Source organism: Maricurvus nonylphenolicus (genome assembly GCF_042854845.1).
GTDB lineage: Bacteria > Pseudomonadota > Gammaproteobacteria > Pseudomonadales > Cellvibrionaceae > Maricurvus > Maricurvus nonylphenolicus.
Genome location: NZ_AP031498.1, coordinates 2,490,390 through 2,505,854, shown reverse-complemented (window position 1 = coordinate 2,505,854; position 15,465 = coordinate 2,490,390). Strand labels below are relative to the sequence as shown.

The following is a 15,465-nucleotide window of genomic DNA, read 5'->3' as shown; positions in this document are numbered from 1 at the left end:
ATATCCTTTTTGTTTTATTGTATATACTCTGTGTCAATCAACCGAAGACAGCACATGAATATACCGAGCCAGAGACCTATAAGGCTCAACCCTCGACAATCGCAATTCCAATGCCATTTGTGATTCCGGCTCATTATTTCGTAATTCAGGGTCCAGTATATAATCATGAAAACAGCGAATACCACTGACACAATGCTCAGTCAGCGGCAACTCTGCCAACCATCCATAAACCTGCTCAGGCGCCAACGGGTTGGTTGGGGTCAAACTTCCACGGTAACCGGTATAGTCTTCCTCAAGCACTTTCTTAAAATTGGTGCGCAGTAAATTCTTAAACGCGATTGAGTTCACATTAAAAAAGGTCAACGATAGGTAACCGTTCGACCTGGTTAACTTAACCAGAGCCTCCAGCAATGCCTGCGGTTCGATCACCCACTCCAACACGGCATGACACATAACCACATCAAAGGGCTCAACGTTGCCGACCAAATCCTGAATGGCAATCTGCTGTGTGGTTACCCGGTCAGCAACCCCGACTGCGTCAATCTTTTCCTGCGCCAAGGTAAGCATTTCAGCGGAAATATCACACACAAGAATCTGATGGCCTTTTTTGGCCAGTTCAATGGCCAACTGTCCCTGACCACCACCGGCATCCAAAATTCGCAATGGCTTATCCGCGTCCAGTGCGGCAATCTGTTCAAACAAGTCCCGCTGTAAAACCTGCAAACGGATATCGCCCTTTAAGCCACCATAGACATTGCGTTTAAAGCGGTGCGCCAGATCATCAAAATTTCTATCTGTAGGCATGATTTCTTCCAAACCTGTTACTTCTTAACCTTTTACTTAGGACCAAATCGCGCGCGGTTTTGCTGTTGCTTTTGTTCAATAGCAGTTGCCAGATCAATATTCAGTTTATCGCACAGGGCCAGCAGGTACATGGTTATATCGGCAGCTTCGGCACCAATGGCACCTATCTTGTCCGGTTGCTCGACCAAAGCCTCACTTTCAGCATCCGATAACCATTGTACTTCAGCTAATAACTCTGCTGCTTCCACACTGATGGCCGCAGCCAGATTCTTGGCCGAATGTTTCTTATGCCAGCCATTGAGGTCAGCAATCGCATTAAATTCCTGCAGTATTTTATCGCAATCCATCGGTATAATAGCCCTCAGCGTTTCTTACTTAACCCAATGTTTAACCTGGTGTAAGCCATCTTGAATACCCCAACCATCGATAACCGCTGGCAGGTTTATATTATCGAAAGCACCGACGGCCGCCTGTATACCGGTATTACTACCGATGTTGAGCGCCGCTGGCAAGAACACCTGAGCGGTAATAAAGGGGCCAAATTCTTTCGCGGCCGTTCACCCAAGGCGCTACGGTTTGTTGAACCGGGTCATGACCGTTCGAGTGCCAGCAAGCGGGAAGCGGCGATAAAGAAGCTAAGTCGGGCGCAAAAATTGGAGCTGATTGAAGCGTCTAAGCCTTAGTTCTAAAGCGGGGTACGACCCGTGGGGTCGGACCCCGTTCGTGCCATTCTTATTTAGTTTTCTACCTTGTGTTTGGCAATTTCTATCATGGCTTTAACCGGCTTGGAGTAAAACTCCCGCCGATACAAAATCGCTACAACAAGGGTTACCGCCCCAATAAACAGCCAGGGGTGTATAAACCACGCCAAAACCGACATGGCAAAATAATAGGCCCGCAAACCATAGTTATAACTGTGCCCCGCCTGATCGATAACCTTCGCCGCGTGGCGAGCATAGGTTTCCCGAGTGATGGCCGTTTCAGATTTATCATCTGGTAAAGGGGCTGCACCTACCAGGATTGAGCAAAAACCGTACTGACGCATCGACCAGGTAAAGGTAAAAAACGCATACACAAATACACATACCAGTAACACAATGCGCAGTTGCAATTCCGCTTCAGATACCTGCTCAATAATCGGCAAACCTGACAACAGCTTATGCAACAAACCAATATTGGGAATGACGGCCAACAAACCGGCCAGAATCAGAATGGTGGTTGACGCAAAAAAAGTGACATGACGCTCGAGATTGGCTACCAAAGCCGCATCAGACACTCTCATATCACGCTGTAACAACGAGCGCATCCAATCCTCACGATGAATATGCAGCACCGAGGACAAACTCATCGTGCGTTTGGCCATGGTTTTGGCAAAGTAGCTGTAACCTACCCAGGCCACTAAAAACCACACCACACACAGGAGGTTAATCAAGGCTATATTCGACGTCGCTTCTACTAACATCTATCTTCTCTGGTACTATCTTTTCTGGTGAATGTTCCGGCATAAAATTACTGGTGCTTAGTGTATCATCCACACCATGCCTCGACTAACCTGCCCCCACTGCCTGCGCCCGCAAACCACCTGTATTTGTGATCTGGTGGTTAAGGTGAATAACCCGGTTGAGGTTATGATCCTGCAGCATCCTCTGGAGCAGCATCAAGCCAAGGGTAGCGCCCGACTACTGCACATGTGTTTAAACAATAGTCAGTTGGCGATAGGCGAAACGTTTACCGGTGAAGATCTGACGAGCAGCAAACAGAGTGTGTTGCTCTACCCCCCTGAAGAAGAAAGCCAAACCGTTTGCCCTGCAGATCTCAACCCGGCTAACACCCGCTTGGTTGTACTTGATGGCACCTGGCGTAAAAGCCGCAAACTATTACACCTAAACCCTACTTTGAGCGAGCTCCCGCGTCTGAGACTGAGTGAATTACCCGCCAGCCGCTATACCATTCGCAAGGCCCATAATCCGGACCAGCTTTCCACCCTAGAAGCCACCTGCCTAGCCCTTGGTCAAATTGATCAATCACCAGACACCTATCAATCCATTCTCGACGCCTTTGACCAATTTATTCAGCGTCTACAGGGGTTTATGCCGGATCACTCGTCGGATAAATAGCTATCCTTAAAGGATACGGAGTAGAATACTGCTCAATAAGATTCCGGTTTTCTCTCACACAGAGAGCTAAAGAGGTAAATATGACAACTAGCCATCCGGCGTTTACATTGCTGCGCAGCCAACCGATTGATTCACTACAAGTGACCGTGGAAGAGTATGTCCACACCAAGACCGGCGCCCAGCATATCCATATTGCGGCAGACAATAACGAGAACGTGTTTTTAGTCGCCTTGCGCACTGTGCCAGAAGATTCCACCGGTGTAGCCCATATCCTCGAGCACACGGCCCTGTGTGGCAGTGAGAAGTATCCGGTTCGCGACCCCTTCTTTATGATGATTCGCCGTTCACTGAACACTTTCATGAACGCTTTCACCAGTTCCGACTGGACCGCCTACCCCTTCGCCAGCCAAAACCGTAAAGACTTTAACAACCTGCTGGATGTATATCTGGACGCCGTGTTCTTCTCACGTCTGGATCAGCTGGACTTTGCCCAGGAAGGCCATCGCCTGGAATTTGAAGAAACTGGCAATACCGACTCCCCACTGGTCTACAAAGGCGTGGTGTTTAACGAAATGAAAGGCGCCATGAGTTCTGTTCCTTCACAGCTGTGGCAAACCCTGTGCAAATACCTGTTCCCTACCAGCACCTACCATTACAACAGCGGTGGTGACCCGGAGTGTATTCCCGACCTCAGCTACGAAGAGCTGAAAGCCTTCTACGAAACCCACTACCACCCCAGCAACGCCACCTTTATGACCTTTGGTGATATTCCGGCTGCGGAACATCAGGCCAAATTTGAAGATCGCGCCCTGCAGCGTTTCGACAAGCTGGATCGCACCATCCAGGTACACGATGAGAAGCGTTACTTCTCACCGGTTCGCGTAGAAGAAGCCTACCCACTGGCCGAAGAAAATATCGATAACAAAACCCATGTTGTCCTGGGCTGGTTATTAGGCAAAAGCACCGATTTGGAAGACAGCTTGCGCGCACAGTTACTGGCCAGCGTATTGCTGGATAACAGCGCCTCGCCGTTGCAGCACCTGCTGGAAACCACCGACCTCGGTAGCTCACCGTCACCACTGTGTGGCCTGGACGACTCCCAGCGCGAGCTGACCTTTATCTGTGGCATTGAGGGCAGCGACACCAGCAAAGCCGCCGACTTCGAAAGCCAAGTGTTAGCGGTATTGGAAAAGGTTGCCGAAGAAGGCGTAGCCTACGAACAACTGCAAGCCTCACTGCAACAGCTGGAATTACAACAACGTGAAATTGGTGGTGACTCCTACCCTTACGGCTTGCAACTGATCCTTACAGGCCTGACCGCCGCCACACACCGCGGTGATGTTATTGGTTTATTGAACCTGGATCCTGTGCTGGACAAACTGCGCGAAGATATTAAAAACCCGGACTTTATCAAATCCCTCGCCCGCCAGTGGCTGGTAGACAACCCACACCGCGTACGCCTGGTTATGCGCCCAGACCAACAGTTGTCCGAACGTCGCAACCAGGCAGAAACCGATAAACTCGCTGCGATTAAAGCGGCACTGAGTGACAGCGAAAAAACCGCCATCGTTGATCAGGCCGAAGCCCTAACACAGCGCCAGGAACAAAAGGACGATGAATCCATATTGCCAAAAGTGGATTTAACCGATATTCCGTCCAACCTGCACTACACGGCCCGCGAAAGTGAAATTGCTATTAACGGCACTAACTTAACCCGTTATGCCGCCGGCACCAATGGTTTGGTGTACCAGCAAATTATCGTGCAACTGCCAGCACTGACCGAAGAAGAAAAAGCCGTGATGCCGTTTTACAGCATCTGCATGACCGAGATGGGTGTAGGCGATAAAGATTATTTACAAACCCAATTGTGGCAGTCACAAGTTGCCGGTTCTATCAGCGCCTTTACCTCCATCCGTGGCGCCAGTGACGATGTGCAGGCTATTAAAGGCAATATCACCCTATCGGCCAAAGCCCTGAAATCCCGTCAGGCGGATTTGTGCGATCTGATGTGGCAAACCTTCCATAACGTGCGCTTTGACGAACTCGGCCGCTTAAAAGAACTGGTTGCCCAAACCCGTGCCCGTCGCGAAACCAGCGTCACCGGCAACGGCCACAGCCTGGCCATGGCTGCGGCCAGCTCCGGCATGAGCCCATCGGCAAAACTGTCTCACCAGTTAACAGGTCTGGCCGGCATTAAAGCCACCAAAGCTTTGGATGAATCTCTAAGTGATGACAAAGCCCTGCAAAGCTTTGCCGCCACCCTGCAAGGTATCCATAACAAAGTGTTGGCATCCCCACGCCAATACCTGTTGGTTGGTGAAGCTCACAACCTGGATGAATACCAACAGGCCATCACTGAGAAATGGCAAGGCGACCAGGACACCAGCAGTGAAAACTTCGCTCTGGCGCCTGTTTCAGAGCAGATTAAAGAAGCCTGGGTTACCAATACCCAGGTTAACTTCTGCGCGAAAGCCTACCCATCCGTACCCATGGATCACGACGATGCCGCGGCCCTGACCGTACTGGGCGGTTTCCTGCGTAATGGTTTCCTCCACCGCAGCATCCGCGAACAAGGCGGAGCCTACGGCGGCGGCGCCAGTCAGGACAACAATATCGCCGCCTTCCGCTTCTACTCCTACCGTGACCCACGTTTGAGTGAGACCCTGGACGATTTCGATAAGGCCATCGACTGGTTAATCAACACCGATCACGAATACCAGCCACTGGAAGAAGCCATCCTCGGTGTTATCAGCGCTATCGACAAACCCAGCTCCCCCGCTGGAGAAGCCAAGCAAACCTTCCACTCGGAACTTTTTGAGCGCACCCGTGAAAAACGTGAGCACTTCCGTAATCAGGTATTGAAAGTGAGCATTGATGATTTGAAGCGTGTTGCACAAACCTACCTGGTTGGTGACAAGGCCAGTGTGGCGGTGATTACCAATAGTGATAATCAGAAAGCGGTTAGTGATTTAGGTTTAACAACCATCCAGCTGTAGCACGTCACATCCCCGAAAGCCGTAGCAATGCTTATCAGTGTTGCTGCGGCTTTTCTTTTAGCACGTCACTGACGTGCCACAAAACTCCCCTCCCGTTCTTTGACTTTCTTCTGTGGATCACACCGCAAACCATAGCCCTGGGCTCGCTTTGCCACCTTATCGGGCGCGTTTATCACTAGCCAAAATACATAAACTATTGCAAAATCAATGCATTAAAGAATCAGGGACGCAGATAAGGGGAAACCGCTTATCCAGATAAATAAGCCGGCTCGGTTTGCATCATAGGGAATTTTGAAGAATCTGAATTTCTCTTGTATTTCAAGCAGCTACCTTACCCCCTGAACACTGGCCGGAATGATAACACGCCGCCTCTTATACAAATGTTAAGTGCTTAAAGGAGTATCTGAAAGTTGGTCGATACAATAAGGAATTTGGTGAAGCTAGAGCTAGCATTAATAGCGATCATCATTGTTTCGATGTTTTTCACAGAAGCCCTTCTTCCGATCGAGCTTCAAGAATATATAGCTATGGATGCTGAGGTTGCTCCAACGACAATGCAGTTAATAGCACTATTTGTTTTGCTGATCGTAGCACTCGTAAATTTAGTGTCTATGATCGGGCTTCTAGCTATTAAAGTTTGGGCACGGAAAGCTTATATATACTCAACCATATTGGTATTTCCAGTGAGTCTTTTCATTGGGCCTCATATTGATCACGCTATTGACTACACCCTGGATCAGGTGTCAGTGCTGATTCTAGGTATGATTCTGAGCCTTTTGATTTATGGTGGTTCTTACCAAGAAGCTGCACTTAACAAGGCGCTCAAAAACGACGCCGATAAAGCTGGCGCGTTTTAGCGCGGCGTTATGCAAAACAAGGATGAAGTATGTACGTTTATCGATACGCAGAAGTAAAAGCCAGTAGGTTAAATCTTGAATTCATTGTTGCAGCCAAGGATCGTGAGTCAGCGATTAAAAAGCTGGGCATTGCCTATCAAGACTTTTATAAACACGGCATGGAAACTAAAAATAACTATTGCTTGGATGTGGCTTTAGGAAATAAGGGGGTGATTTTCTATAGGAAATCTGGAAGTGATGATGTGCTGAAGCCACTTCCCAAAGACGTTTCAACTGTAGATATGTGTGAAAAAATTGCAGATCAAATATTTTAAATGCATAACAAACCGCTCATACACGTTCCGGCCGCAAAAGACGCGGCCTCCACTGGACTCGCTACACTGCGTTTAGCGGAGCGTTATGTGTAAATCATCACTGATGAGGTAATTTATGGAATTAAATATGGATATGAAAGATTGGATTACCATCAGTGCGGTCATAGCTGGTCCAATCTTAGCTGTACAAGCTCAAAAGCTCATTGAAAGTATCAAAGAGAGAAAAGAACGAAAACTTAGATTGTTCCATACTCTCATGGAGACGAGAGCTACAAGGCTTTCTGGGTCTCACGTTTCAGCACTGAATATGATTGATTTGGAATTCTACGGTAGATCACTATTCGGAAAGCGCTGGCAATCCGAGGCTGATAAAAAAGTCACTAATGCTTGGAAAGTATATAACGATCACTTAAATAACAGTGTTCCCGATGAACGACTTGATGCGTGGACTGAGAAAGGCTATGAGCTATTTACAAGTCTACTTTATGCAATGTCACAGTCGCTGGGTTATGACTTCGATGAAGTTCAACTTAAAAGAGACTGCTACAGCCCTATTGCGCATGGTCGAATCGAGCGAGAGCAAACTCGGATACGGGAAGGCTTGGTAGATCTTCTGGATGGTAAACGCTCTATTCCTATGGCTGTGACCTATTTACCACCTTACCATCCAATTGATCCTGTAGAGCAGTCAGAAACACATAACAATTCAATCCAGCCGACCGCTGACGCGCCGGCAGATTGAGACGTCAGGCTTTTAAAGAGGGTATGAAAAATTAACGATTTCGCTGTTGCCTACTCAATAATTGTTGGCCTAATTAGTCAGTTTAGATCTGAACGACGTGAATCAGTAAATTTTAAAGAGAGAGATTTTTTTGACTGGCTAGAATCAAACAACATGAACGATGTTATGCCTATGCTTGAGCAAATAAGGCTTACCGGTGTGTCGGTAAAAGCATTGCTGAATATTGAGTTAGCTAAACTGTCTAAAATTCTGGAAGAAATGAATACAAGCATTTCCGAGCTGAAAGACGAAAAATTCTCTAAAGGAAAAGGCGGCAGCGCTATTGTAGTCGAGGACGGTGCTGAAATAGAGCTTATTAGTAATTCCCCAGAAACAGTTATTGAAAGTGGAAAAGGGGGAATTGGTGGTGATGGCGGCACTGCCTTGCACATAGGTAAGGATGTTAAGGTTAAAATTATAATGAATGGTGGAACTATTAAGGGTGGCGATGCTGGCCAAGCCTAAAAAGGCGGTCAATTTGACAATATTTCCATTACTTGCCTTATGCGCTTAATCGCTAGGCTAGCGCGACGCCAAACAACTACAAAGCCACAACACACCGCGACGTTATATTTAGGTTTGGATAAATGAGAAGTGTATTATCGCTAGTATTTTTATCTATATTATCGACTTTCGTGGCAGCAGATTATGAAGGAAGCTACGAGTACAGTAAAAATAAGTACCCTAAAATAACAGGGCTTCTAAACAAGAATAACTCTGAGGGTGACTATTCCTTGGTGAATGTTGAAATGCCTAATGACGGTATCTTTAGCCTTGGTATTTCTAATGGTCAAGAATTGCTGCTAGTAAATCTCATCACATTTAATATGGCGACTATCAACTACGGCTCTGCTTTAATTGCTAGGATTGGAAATACATTTGAGTATTCGAGTATTGAGCTACCTATTGCATACCAAATTGAACATGAGGGTGCTACTTATAGCCTTCATTTGCCAGTATCCAAAGTTAAAAATGGGACTTTAATAGTAAGTTATGCGTTCACGTGCAAGAACCCAGCTAGCTTTATCCCTGTAGGAGATTGTTCTGATCATCAGATTTATCAGGCTCAGCTGAAATACCAATTCCAAAAAGGTAAATTGCTTCTTATTCAAACTGATATAAAAATATAACAGGCTGCTAAGACTGTAAATTCCACTGCGCCGCATAAACAGTCCTAAGCCGGGCGTTAAGCACTAAGGGGAGTATATGATCAGGAAGATTCTGTATATTTGGTTCAAGATAGGTGCTTGGTGTTTCTTTACTCTTGGTAGCCTGATGGCAATCATATTTTTCATAGGCATATTCGTTCCATCTTTCACCGATGAACCAGACCCTGTGCTTAGAGTAATTTCATTTGCCATTACAGGCCTGATGGGGTTTCTTGGATACTTAATGGTAAAGGCTAAGGAATTGCATCCATAGGATGCTAAGTAAAGTGCTTAAAAAGCCATGACTAACCAAATAAACAACTTATCATCAAAAGTTAAACATAACGACTGAATAATTCCAGCCATAGATACAATTTGCAATTTAAGTACTCAATACCTAATGTTAAAAACCAATAGATTAATACTCCGCCAGTGGACTAAAGAAGACTACCCATACCTCTCTGATTTATGTGCGGATGAGGAAGTTATGGAGTTCTTTCCAGCCCTACTATCAGAAGACGAAAGCTTTGCTATGGCCGAGCGTATACATTCACTGATAAGTGAGCGCGGCTGGGGTTTTTGGGCTGTAGAAATTCCAGACCAACACAAGTTTATTGGCTTTGTCGGCCTGCATACCCCGACAGATGCTATGCCCTTCTCCCCCTGCGTGGAAATTGGCTGGCGCCTGGCTAAACAACACTGGGGCAAAGGTTATGCTACAGAGGCAGCCAATGCGGCACTTGAGTACGCATTTACCACATTAAACCTGGATGAAGTCGTCGCCTTTACCACTGTAACCAATACCCGCTCAAGATCGGTTATGGAGAAATTAGGTATGCATAATAGTCATCAAAATTTCATGCACCCCGATATTGAGTCAACACACCCACTGTGTGAGCATGTATTATATAAAATTGGTAAATCTGAGTGGGTATCACAGGACTAAGTTCGATATGGAATTCTCCAAAGACGAAAAAGACATAATCACCAAGAAGATACAATCCTACTTCAGAGAAGAACTGGAAAGCGAAATCGGTCAGTTTGATGCCCATTTCCTATTGGACTTCTTTGCTGAAGAAATAGGCCCTTACTTCTATAACCGCGGACTTTACGATGCACAAGCCCTGCTTGAGAAACGTGTTGAAGATATTACCGAGTCTATCTACGATTTGGAAAAAGTCACTGAATTCCGTAGATAACCCCCTACCCTATTGTTGAGTGTATTTGCTATGAAAGTATGTATGTTAAGAATCCCCTGTAAAGACCTGCAAACCTCAGAAGACTTTTATACAGACAAGCTCGGTCTAACGAAGGTTTTTGGATCCCATGAAGAGGGATTTATTGGCTACCAACTGGATAATTCGCAATTGATGCTTGAGAACGAAGAAACAGGCGAATTTGAATGCGGCAGGTTTCTGGGCTTCAGCCTGCAAGTAGAGGATATTCAGGCTTATTACAGCGCAGCACAAGACCGCGGCGTTGCGTTTACCGGTGCGCCTGAAAAGCAATTTTGGGGCGGGATGATGACCCATGTTATCGACTGCAATGGAAACAGTTTTTCAATTGTGCAGTGAAAAATAATCGAGTTATGGCACTCTAGAGATGGGCCTGACCCAATGGGTCAGCCCCTGTGGCAGTTCAAGCCTCGCTGCTGTTGGCCTAAGCCCACTAGAGATTATAAGCGCTTATGGCAGTAGCGTTATCCTGTGTCTGCAAGAGATCTGCAACGGACTGATTTAGCGCATCGATCTGCTCTATAGTTTTCGTGGTTTGTGCATCCAGCCCCATTACCTTGTCGGCTCTAAAATACAGCTCCTGCAATTGCTGTTGCTCACCTTGCGACAGACTGGAAATATCAGCTCGCTTAAACAGAGACATCATCTGATGATCAGCCTGCCATAACTGCGCTTGCTGGTCTTCTGTTAATGGTCGGAGCCCCAGTAAATTATCGAGTTCATCATAAAGCTGTTGTAGCTTATTTAGATCTTCGCTCTCTGCCTCTAACAACTTATCTACCTGTTGCTCAAGAGCAACCATCTTCTGCTCTTCTTCTGGTGTTAATTCCTGCCCCAGCAATAACTCATCACGCTGTGTAAACAGGGATTCCAATTGAGCAATCTCCTCATCGAGCTGGGCAGGATCGAAACTGCTATTGAAAATGCTGTCTATTTGTCTGTTGAGGGAATAAAACTCTGATTGCTGCTCCGCACTTAACGATGGTAGCCCCAAAATATCATCAGCCTGCTGGTAGAGCTCATCAAGTTTGCGCATATCTGCGCTGGATAAAGGATTAGACTCAGCCCCATCGAAGATACTCATAATCTGACGATCGATGGCCTGCAATTCCCGCTGCTGGCGCTCTGTTATTGGGGGCAATTCAGCGCTTGCATAAAGGTTATCCAGTTCTTGTTCCAGCTTTAATACTCGTGCGGCCTTATCACTAATATCTGCCGTTTGGGGGCCATGCTTATCCACTGCCTGAGGATGGTCATCGACATGAGCAGTTTTTACCCCTTGCGCGCTTGTGCTCGTGGAAGCCCCATAGGTCTGTAAACTCTGATAACTGTCATTGGGCCCATTGATCGACATGCTTATTCTCCAACTGCTTTCCACTACTTCATAGTCATACGGGGATAGAGGCTATAGGCAAAAGCAAGACCACCACTGTGACAAATAATCATTTAGGCGCCAACTTATCGATAAAGCAGACGTATAAACGGGTATAGGCCACACAGGTTGGGATTCCTGGCCGCCAACGAGGATATTTAGCCCTTTTTGCGGCAAACTATTGCCGGCAACCTATGGTCATACGGCCAACTATTGCCTCACCCAAACTGGCCATATCCTTATTTATAATGGCCACATTATTTTGGCTCGCCGTTGTAGTGTGTAGGCCTAGAAGCCGCTTTTCGTTATTGCATTGATAAGATTTTCATAAGAATTTGCAATGACATCCGCTGTAGTTATTAACTAAGTTATTAACTGAGTTTTTGATCGAGCTATTGACTAAGTTACCAACCATGGAGCATCTGATTTTGCGGTGCTACGCTGTTACCTCATTAAGCGCACGAAGAACACCTGTTTATTCGGTCAATCCCGCATACCCTCAGATTGCCATCTATACTCTATTAATACCGACTTGATGCGGCGGCCCATCGCTATTCTATTTCGCCCTTAAAAACCAAAGCCAAACGACACACAACACGCAAAGGAGCCTCAAAGAACAACAAGTCAGATAAGCGTTAATTATAAGAATAACAGTAGGGAATCATGACAAGCTCAAATGAAAAGTACGTTCTGATCAATTCTCTGAATATGATTGCCAATTATCTTGTGCCTCATCGATTATCGATGGATGAATTTTGTGAGCATTGTGATATCAAAGAAGAACACTTTGATTTGGAATTTCACCTTGTCCCCATAAGCGCCTTGATAAAAGCCTTATCACTCGCCGAAAAATATACCCACTCAGGTAATCTTGTCCAAGCACTGCAAGAATATGTCTCTATATCGTCACTGGGCATCCTGGGTTATATCTATTTTTCCTGCCCCTCCTTGGATGAAGTGTTTACCTACCATAACCTCTACGGTTATCGCACAACACATGTGCACTTTATCATTGATCAGGCAAAAACCATTACAATCACCCCGAAAGCCGATAGCTGTTACCAACAATACACTCCTATTGTAGAGAAGCTGTGTCTATCACTGATTAAAGACATCTACCAAGAGCTAACCAAATCGAAAAATGCAGCATCACTGCCGAAGGATTTTAGTCAAACCACACATATAGACATTCCGACTGCAGACTTTTTCCAGATCAGCAGCGCACACAACAGAAACACCTATATAACGCTAGTGAACTTCTACAAAAACTTTATCGACAATAAATTAGAGAACGGCAGTCTATCGCACAAGTGCAAGATTCTTATCTGTAATTACCTCAACAGGCAGCACAAACCTAACCTAGATACTATTGCCAGCGATCTTTGTGTATCTACCAGGACGTTAAGAAGGAAGTTGTTGTCGGAGGGTGTTAACTTTCAAAAACTGCTCGATCATACGGTGTATGACTTTATCAATCATTTGCTGTATTTAGGGCATGATTTAGACAAGATTCACTCTTTGGTGGGTTATTCATCAACGGCGGGGCTGTTAAACCTGATTAAAAGAGTTCAGAGTCATGAATAACAGCACAACGGGGAAATGGGGTCTGACCCGCAGGGTCAGACCCCGATACCGTTTCAGGCTTTACTTTGATGATGGTTGAATAAACCAGTTCACGATGCGTTCAAAAAACGCCTCTCCCCTATCACGTTCTTCAGTGGCGAACACTTCTATACCTGAAGCAAAAGGTAGTTGACCTTCCTTATCAAAACCTGAATTTAAAGACTCGATACGCCATAACGGTTCCCATGCACCGCTATTTTCCAGCAGTGTTTTGACATCTTGCTGGGCAGCTACCGGCAGCAATTCAAACTTTTCTCGCAGTTTTTCCAAACACCATACGCGATAACGTGAGGTCATCATATTGCGATAAGTAATTCCTTGGATAATCACGTCGAACCGCCTTTCTCCTGCATTATAAGCTTCAGCATTGGCGCACAAGTATTCGAGGTGAGTTTCAGCAGCTTCCGCGAGCAAAGGCATTAGATCATCTGGGATACCCTGCCCAAACGAAAGGTCTGATTTAATATTACGACCATCCCAAATTCGAGCCAACCAGGCATAAACGGCTGGTGCTCGCTCACGCATAATCCCAGCTGGTGTTGGGTCTATACCAAAATGACGGAAGAACGGCCCGAACAATCCGATATCGGCCAAGCTGGGTTTATCACCGAGAAGGAAATTGCGTTCAGCCAAAATGGGGTTGAGCATATCCAGCAATTTAAGGTAACCGCTTTCTACATGATCCCAGGTGTCTTTGGTTACGCCATCTTTTACTACGAAGTTAGTGTGCTGACGTCGAGCCATCATTTTACGCATGATCGTTTTTGGGACCGGTAGAGTCCCCAGCATTGCATCCACTATCTGGGTACTCAACAACGTACGCCCCTGCTCATAACTCCAACGGTAATGCATTGCCGCACGCCATAGCCACTCGTCGGCGTAATCTTCTATAAGATAACAAATAAACGCCTGTACAGGATCCGTCGGGATAATGGGGTTATCAGTATGCGTTTGCTCAAACCACTGAATAATGGCTGTGGTATCTGTCATCCAACGGCCATCCGCCAGCTCAACCGCTGGCATTTGAGCAGCACCTGTTTTTTCAGGAATCAAGCCCCCAAACATTCTGTAATCCATATTAACAGAGGTATAATCAATGCCTTTACAGCGCAGGTAACCCTCCAGCTTGCCGGTAAAATAAGACAACGCCAGGCCATACACTTTAGGTGGTGAACTTTGAGAACTTGTCATTGGTGGCTCCTCTGGTAAATGTAAAGGTAAAGAATGTGAGCTAAGCTATTTCAAGATAAACCGTTGCCCCCGGGATAATCGGTTGCGTTATCGTGGGCTTTGCCGGTAAAGCCGTTAAATGACCACGGATTTTTTCAAGTGCCTCCACTATCAACGCTTTCAGTTGCTGGCCTATTTCCTCGCCATTGATATCCCCCAACATGCCAGACATAAATATCGCCTTTAACGCACGGGTATGCTGAACTGCATCAACGCTTGCGTAGAGCTTTGCTGTTAATTCAAGGCGCAGAGCTTCCGAACTGTTGAGTGCCAATTGTGCAAATAAACTGGGAAGCTCGTAGTTCACGACATCAAACACCGAGATATCCAATGAAGCTAGTTCTGCCGCCGGCTTTCCCGCTTCGGCAGCTTCCACCAACTGATTGAGTAATACCTGGCATTGCAGGCGTGCATCGTCACTCAAATTGGGTAATACCTTGGGAAGCAGTCGCGGAGTGATATCAATAAATATATCCAACGCCTCCCCCAGCAGTTCACTGCCAAGCTCCAGCGCCTCTATTTGATACAGGTTATCGATAAAGTCGAGCCCGGCCACCTTTCGATAATCATTCACTCTCATTCCAGAACCCTGTACTGAGCTGATCAACCCCATACGCGTTAATACCCGCAAGGCGACCCGCAGAGAGGTTTGGTCTACATCGAGACTTTCTGCTAATTGACGATAAGGCGGCAACTTTGTACCCGGTTCGAGCTTCTCAGCAGCTATATTGGCTACAAAAAAATCCGCTATGCGGTCAGGCAAGGCTGAACTGGTTTTCATAACTCATTGATCCTTAAGTACTTTCCGCCACTGTTCATGCAATTTCTAAGGTTTAGCGTTTCGCTAATGCACTCAAAAATACCACCCAACATTGTGTAACGCAATTTATTTATTGCAATACTCAAATAAAGATAGCCGGAAAATCGAGCCCCGAATGGAGCTCAAAGATAAAAATCAACAAGGAGAAATGAGATGAGAAACCTTGAA

At 46.1% G+C, this 15,465-nt stretch carries 18 protein-coding genes; 12 read left to right on the top strand and 6 right to left on the bottom strand.

Going from position 1 to position 15,465, the window contains the following annotated elements; genetic code table 11:
• Positions 1–33: 33 nt before the first annotated feature.
• Both ACGHZ6_RS10735 and ACGHZ6_RS10730 read right to left on the bottom strand, forming a co-directional pair.
• Entirely contained in the window at positions 34–804 is a 771-nt protein-coding gene (locus tag ACGHZ6_RS10735) for a methyltransferase domain-containing protein (RefSeq protein WP_390618854.1), read from the bottom strand.
• Positions 805–836: 32 nt separating this feature from the next.
• Positions 837–1,151 carry a nucleotide pyrophosphohydrolase gene (locus ACGHZ6_RS10730; RefSeq protein WP_390618853.1) on the bottom strand — a complete coding sequence of 105 codons (315 nt, stop codon included), beginning with the start codon at positions 1,149–1,151 and terminating at the stop codon, positions 837–839.
• A gap of 60 nt (positions 1,152–1,211) precedes the next feature.
• On the opposite strand from ACGHZ6_RS10730, the gene ACGHZ6_RS10725 reads away from it, so the two are divergent.
• Positions 1,212–1,487 (top strand): GIY-YIG nuclease family protein, encoded by a 276-nt coding sequence (locus ACGHZ6_RS10725; RefSeq protein ID WP_390618852.1) that lies wholly within the window; start codon positions 1,212–1,214, stop codon positions 1,485–1,487.
• 53 nt (positions 1,488–1,540) lie between these two features.
• Here the strand turns inward: ACGHZ6_RS10725 and ACGHZ6_RS10720 are convergent, their stop codons facing one another.
• Entirely contained in the window at positions 1,541–2,266 is a 726-nt protein-coding gene (locus ACGHZ6_RS10720) for a DUF599 domain-containing protein (RefSeq protein WP_390618851.1), read from the bottom strand.
• 76 nt (positions 2,267–2,342) lie between these two features.
• On the opposite strand from ACGHZ6_RS10720, the gene ACGHZ6_RS10715 reads away from it, so the two are divergent.
• From ACGHZ6_RS10715 to ACGHZ6_RS10670, 10 genes are all read left to right on the top strand, one after another.
• A complete protein-coding gene (locus ACGHZ6_RS10715) occupies positions 2,343–2,921 on the top strand; it encodes a tRNA-uridine aminocarboxypropyltransferase (protein ID WP_390618850.1) in 579 nt (192 codons plus the stop codon).
• A gap of 80 nt (positions 2,922–3,001) precedes the next feature.
• Positions 3,002–5,917: an insulinase family protein gene (locus ACGHZ6_RS10710; RefSeq protein WP_390618849.1), complete on the top strand. Its 2,916-nt coding sequence runs from the start codon at positions 3,002–3,004 to the stop codon at positions 5,915–5,917.
• 410 nt (positions 5,918–6,327) lie between these two features.
• On the top strand, positions 6,328–6,774 hold the full coding sequence (locus ACGHZ6_RS10705; protein WP_390618848.1) for a hypothetical protein: 447 nt from the start codon (positions 6,328–6,330) through the stop codon (positions 6,772–6,774).
• 29 nt (positions 6,775–6,803) lie between these two features.
• Entirely contained in the window at positions 6,804–7,088 is a 285-nt protein-coding gene (locus ACGHZ6_RS10700) for a hypothetical protein (RefSeq protein WP_390618847.1), read from the top strand.
• Between the two features lie 127 nt (positions 7,089–7,215).
• On the top strand, positions 7,216–7,830 hold the full coding sequence (locus ACGHZ6_RS10695; RefSeq protein ID WP_390618846.1) for a DUF6680 family protein: 615 nt from the start codon (positions 7,216–7,218) through the stop codon (positions 7,828–7,830).
• 153 nt (positions 7,831–7,983) lie between these two features.
• Positions 7,984–8,334: a hypothetical protein gene (locus tag ACGHZ6_RS10690; RefSeq protein ID WP_390618845.1), complete on the top strand. Its 351-nt coding sequence runs from the start codon at positions 7,984–7,986 to the stop codon at positions 8,332–8,334.
• Between the two features lie 122 nt (positions 8,335–8,456).
• Positions 8,457–8,999 carry a hypothetical protein gene (locus tag ACGHZ6_RS10685; RefSeq protein WP_390618844.1) on the top strand — a complete coding sequence of 181 codons (543 nt, stop codon included), beginning with the start codon at positions 8,457–8,459 and terminating at the stop codon, positions 8,997–8,999.
• A gap of 418 nt (positions 9,000–9,417) precedes the next feature.
• Positions 9,418–9,963: a GNAT family N-acetyltransferase gene (locus ACGHZ6_RS10680; protein ID WP_390618843.1), complete on the top strand. Its 546-nt coding sequence runs from the start codon at positions 9,418–9,420 to the stop codon at positions 9,961–9,963.
• Positions 9,964–9,970: 7 nt separating this feature from the next.
• Positions 9,971–10,216: a DUF2164 domain-containing protein gene (locus ACGHZ6_RS10675; protein ID WP_390618842.1), complete on the top strand. Its 246-nt coding sequence runs from the start codon at positions 9,971–9,973 to the stop codon at positions 10,214–10,216.
• A 42-nt stretch (positions 10,217–10,258) separates the two neighbouring features.
• On the top strand, positions 10,259–10,591 hold the full coding sequence (locus ACGHZ6_RS10670) for a VOC family protein (RefSeq protein ID WP_390618841.1): 333 nt from the start codon (positions 10,259–10,261) through the stop codon (positions 10,589–10,591).
• A gap of 94 nt (positions 10,592–10,685) precedes the next feature.
• Here the strand turns inward: ACGHZ6_RS10670 and ACGHZ6_RS10665 are convergent, their stop codons facing one another.
• Positions 10,686–11,606, bottom strand: a complete 921-nt coding sequence (locus ACGHZ6_RS10665; RefSeq protein ID WP_390618840.1) for a hypothetical protein — start codon at positions 11,604–11,606, stop codon at positions 10,686–10,688.
• Positions 11,607–12,287: 681 nt separating this feature from the next.
• On the opposite strand from ACGHZ6_RS10665, the gene ACGHZ6_RS10660 reads away from it, so the two are divergent.
• On the top strand, positions 12,288–13,208 hold the full coding sequence (locus tag ACGHZ6_RS10660; RefSeq protein ID WP_390618839.1) for a hypothetical protein: 921 nt from the start codon (positions 12,288–12,290) through the stop codon (positions 13,206–13,208).
• Positions 13,209–13,268: 60 nt separating this feature from the next.
• Here the strand turns inward: ACGHZ6_RS10660 and ACGHZ6_RS10655 are convergent, their stop codons facing one another.
• Positions 13,269–14,438, bottom strand: coding sequence for a glutathione S-transferase family protein (locus ACGHZ6_RS10655; protein ID WP_390618838.1), 1,170 nt, complete (start codon positions 14,436–14,438; stop codon positions 13,269–13,271).
• 40 nt (positions 14,439–14,478) lie between these two features.
• Positions 14,479–15,258, bottom strand: a complete 780-nt coding sequence (locus tag ACGHZ6_RS10650; protein ID WP_390618837.1) for a FadR/GntR family transcriptional regulator — start codon at positions 15,256–15,258, stop codon at positions 14,479–14,481.
• Positions 15,259–15,465: the final 207 nt, after the last annotated feature.

What these genes read in the sequence shown, in the direction of transcription:
- ACGHZ6_RS10735 (WP_390618854.1), bottom strand. Translation starts at nt 804, where the DNA reads ATGCCTACAGATAGAAATTTTGATGATCTGGCGCACCGCTTTAAACGC.
- ACGHZ6_RS10730 (WP_390618853.1), bottom strand. Translation starts at nt 1,151, where the DNA reads ATGGATTGCGATAAAATACTGCAGGAATTTAATGCGATTGCTGACCTC.
- ACGHZ6_RS10720 (WP_390618851.1), bottom strand. Translation starts at nt 2,266, where the DNA reads ATGTTAGTAGAAGCGACGTCGAATATAGCCTTGATTAACCTCCTGTGT.
- ACGHZ6_RS10715 (WP_390618850.1), top strand. Translation starts at nt 2,343, where the DNA reads ATGCCTCGACTAACCTGCCCCCACTGCCTGCGCCCGCAAACCACCTGT.
- ACGHZ6_RS10710 (WP_390618849.1), top strand. Translation starts at nt 3,002, where the DNA reads ATGACAACTAGCCATCCGGCGTTTACATTGCTGCGCAGCCAACCGATT.
- ACGHZ6_RS10700 (WP_390618847.1), top strand. Translation starts at nt 6,804, where the DNA reads ATGTACGTTTATCGATACGCAGAAGTAAAAGCCAGTAGGTTAAATCTT.
- ACGHZ6_RS10695 (WP_390618846.1), top strand. Translation starts at nt 7,216, where the DNA reads ATGGATATGAAAGATTGGATTACCATCAGTGCGGTCATAGCTGGTCCA.
- ACGHZ6_RS10690 (WP_390618845.1), top strand. Translation starts at nt 7,984, where the DNA reads ATGAACGATGTTATGCCTATGCTTGAGCAAATAAGGCTTACCGGTGTG.
- ACGHZ6_RS10685 (WP_390618844.1), top strand. Translation starts at nt 8,457, where the DNA reads ATGAGAAGTGTATTATCGCTAGTATTTTTATCTATATTATCGACTTTC.
- ACGHZ6_RS10680 (WP_390618843.1), top strand. Translation starts at nt 9,418, where the DNA reads ATGTTAAAAACCAATAGATTAATACTCCGCCAGTGGACTAAAGAAGAC.
- ACGHZ6_RS10675 (WP_390618842.1), top strand. Translation starts at nt 9,971, where the DNA reads ATGGAATTCTCCAAAGACGAAAAAGACATAATCACCAAGAAGATACAA.
- ACGHZ6_RS10670 (WP_390618841.1), top strand. Translation starts at nt 10,259, where the DNA reads ATGTTAAGAATCCCCTGTAAAGACCTGCAAACCTCAGAAGACTTTTAT.
- ACGHZ6_RS10665 (WP_390618840.1), bottom strand. Translation starts at nt 11,606, where the DNA reads ATGTCGATCAATGGGCCCAATGACAGTTATCAGAGTTTACAGACCTAT.
- ACGHZ6_RS10660 (WP_390618839.1), top strand. Translation starts at nt 12,288, where the DNA reads ATGACAAGCTCAAATGAAAAGTACGTTCTGATCAATTCTCTGAATATG.
- ACGHZ6_RS10655 (WP_390618838.1), bottom strand. Translation starts at nt 14,438, where the DNA reads ATGACAAGTTCTCAAAGTTCACCACCTAAAGTGTATGGCCTGGCGTTG.
- ACGHZ6_RS10650 (WP_390618837.1), bottom strand. Translation starts at nt 15,258, where the DNA reads ATGAAAACCAGTTCAGCCTTGCCTGACCGCATAGCGGATTTTTTTGTA.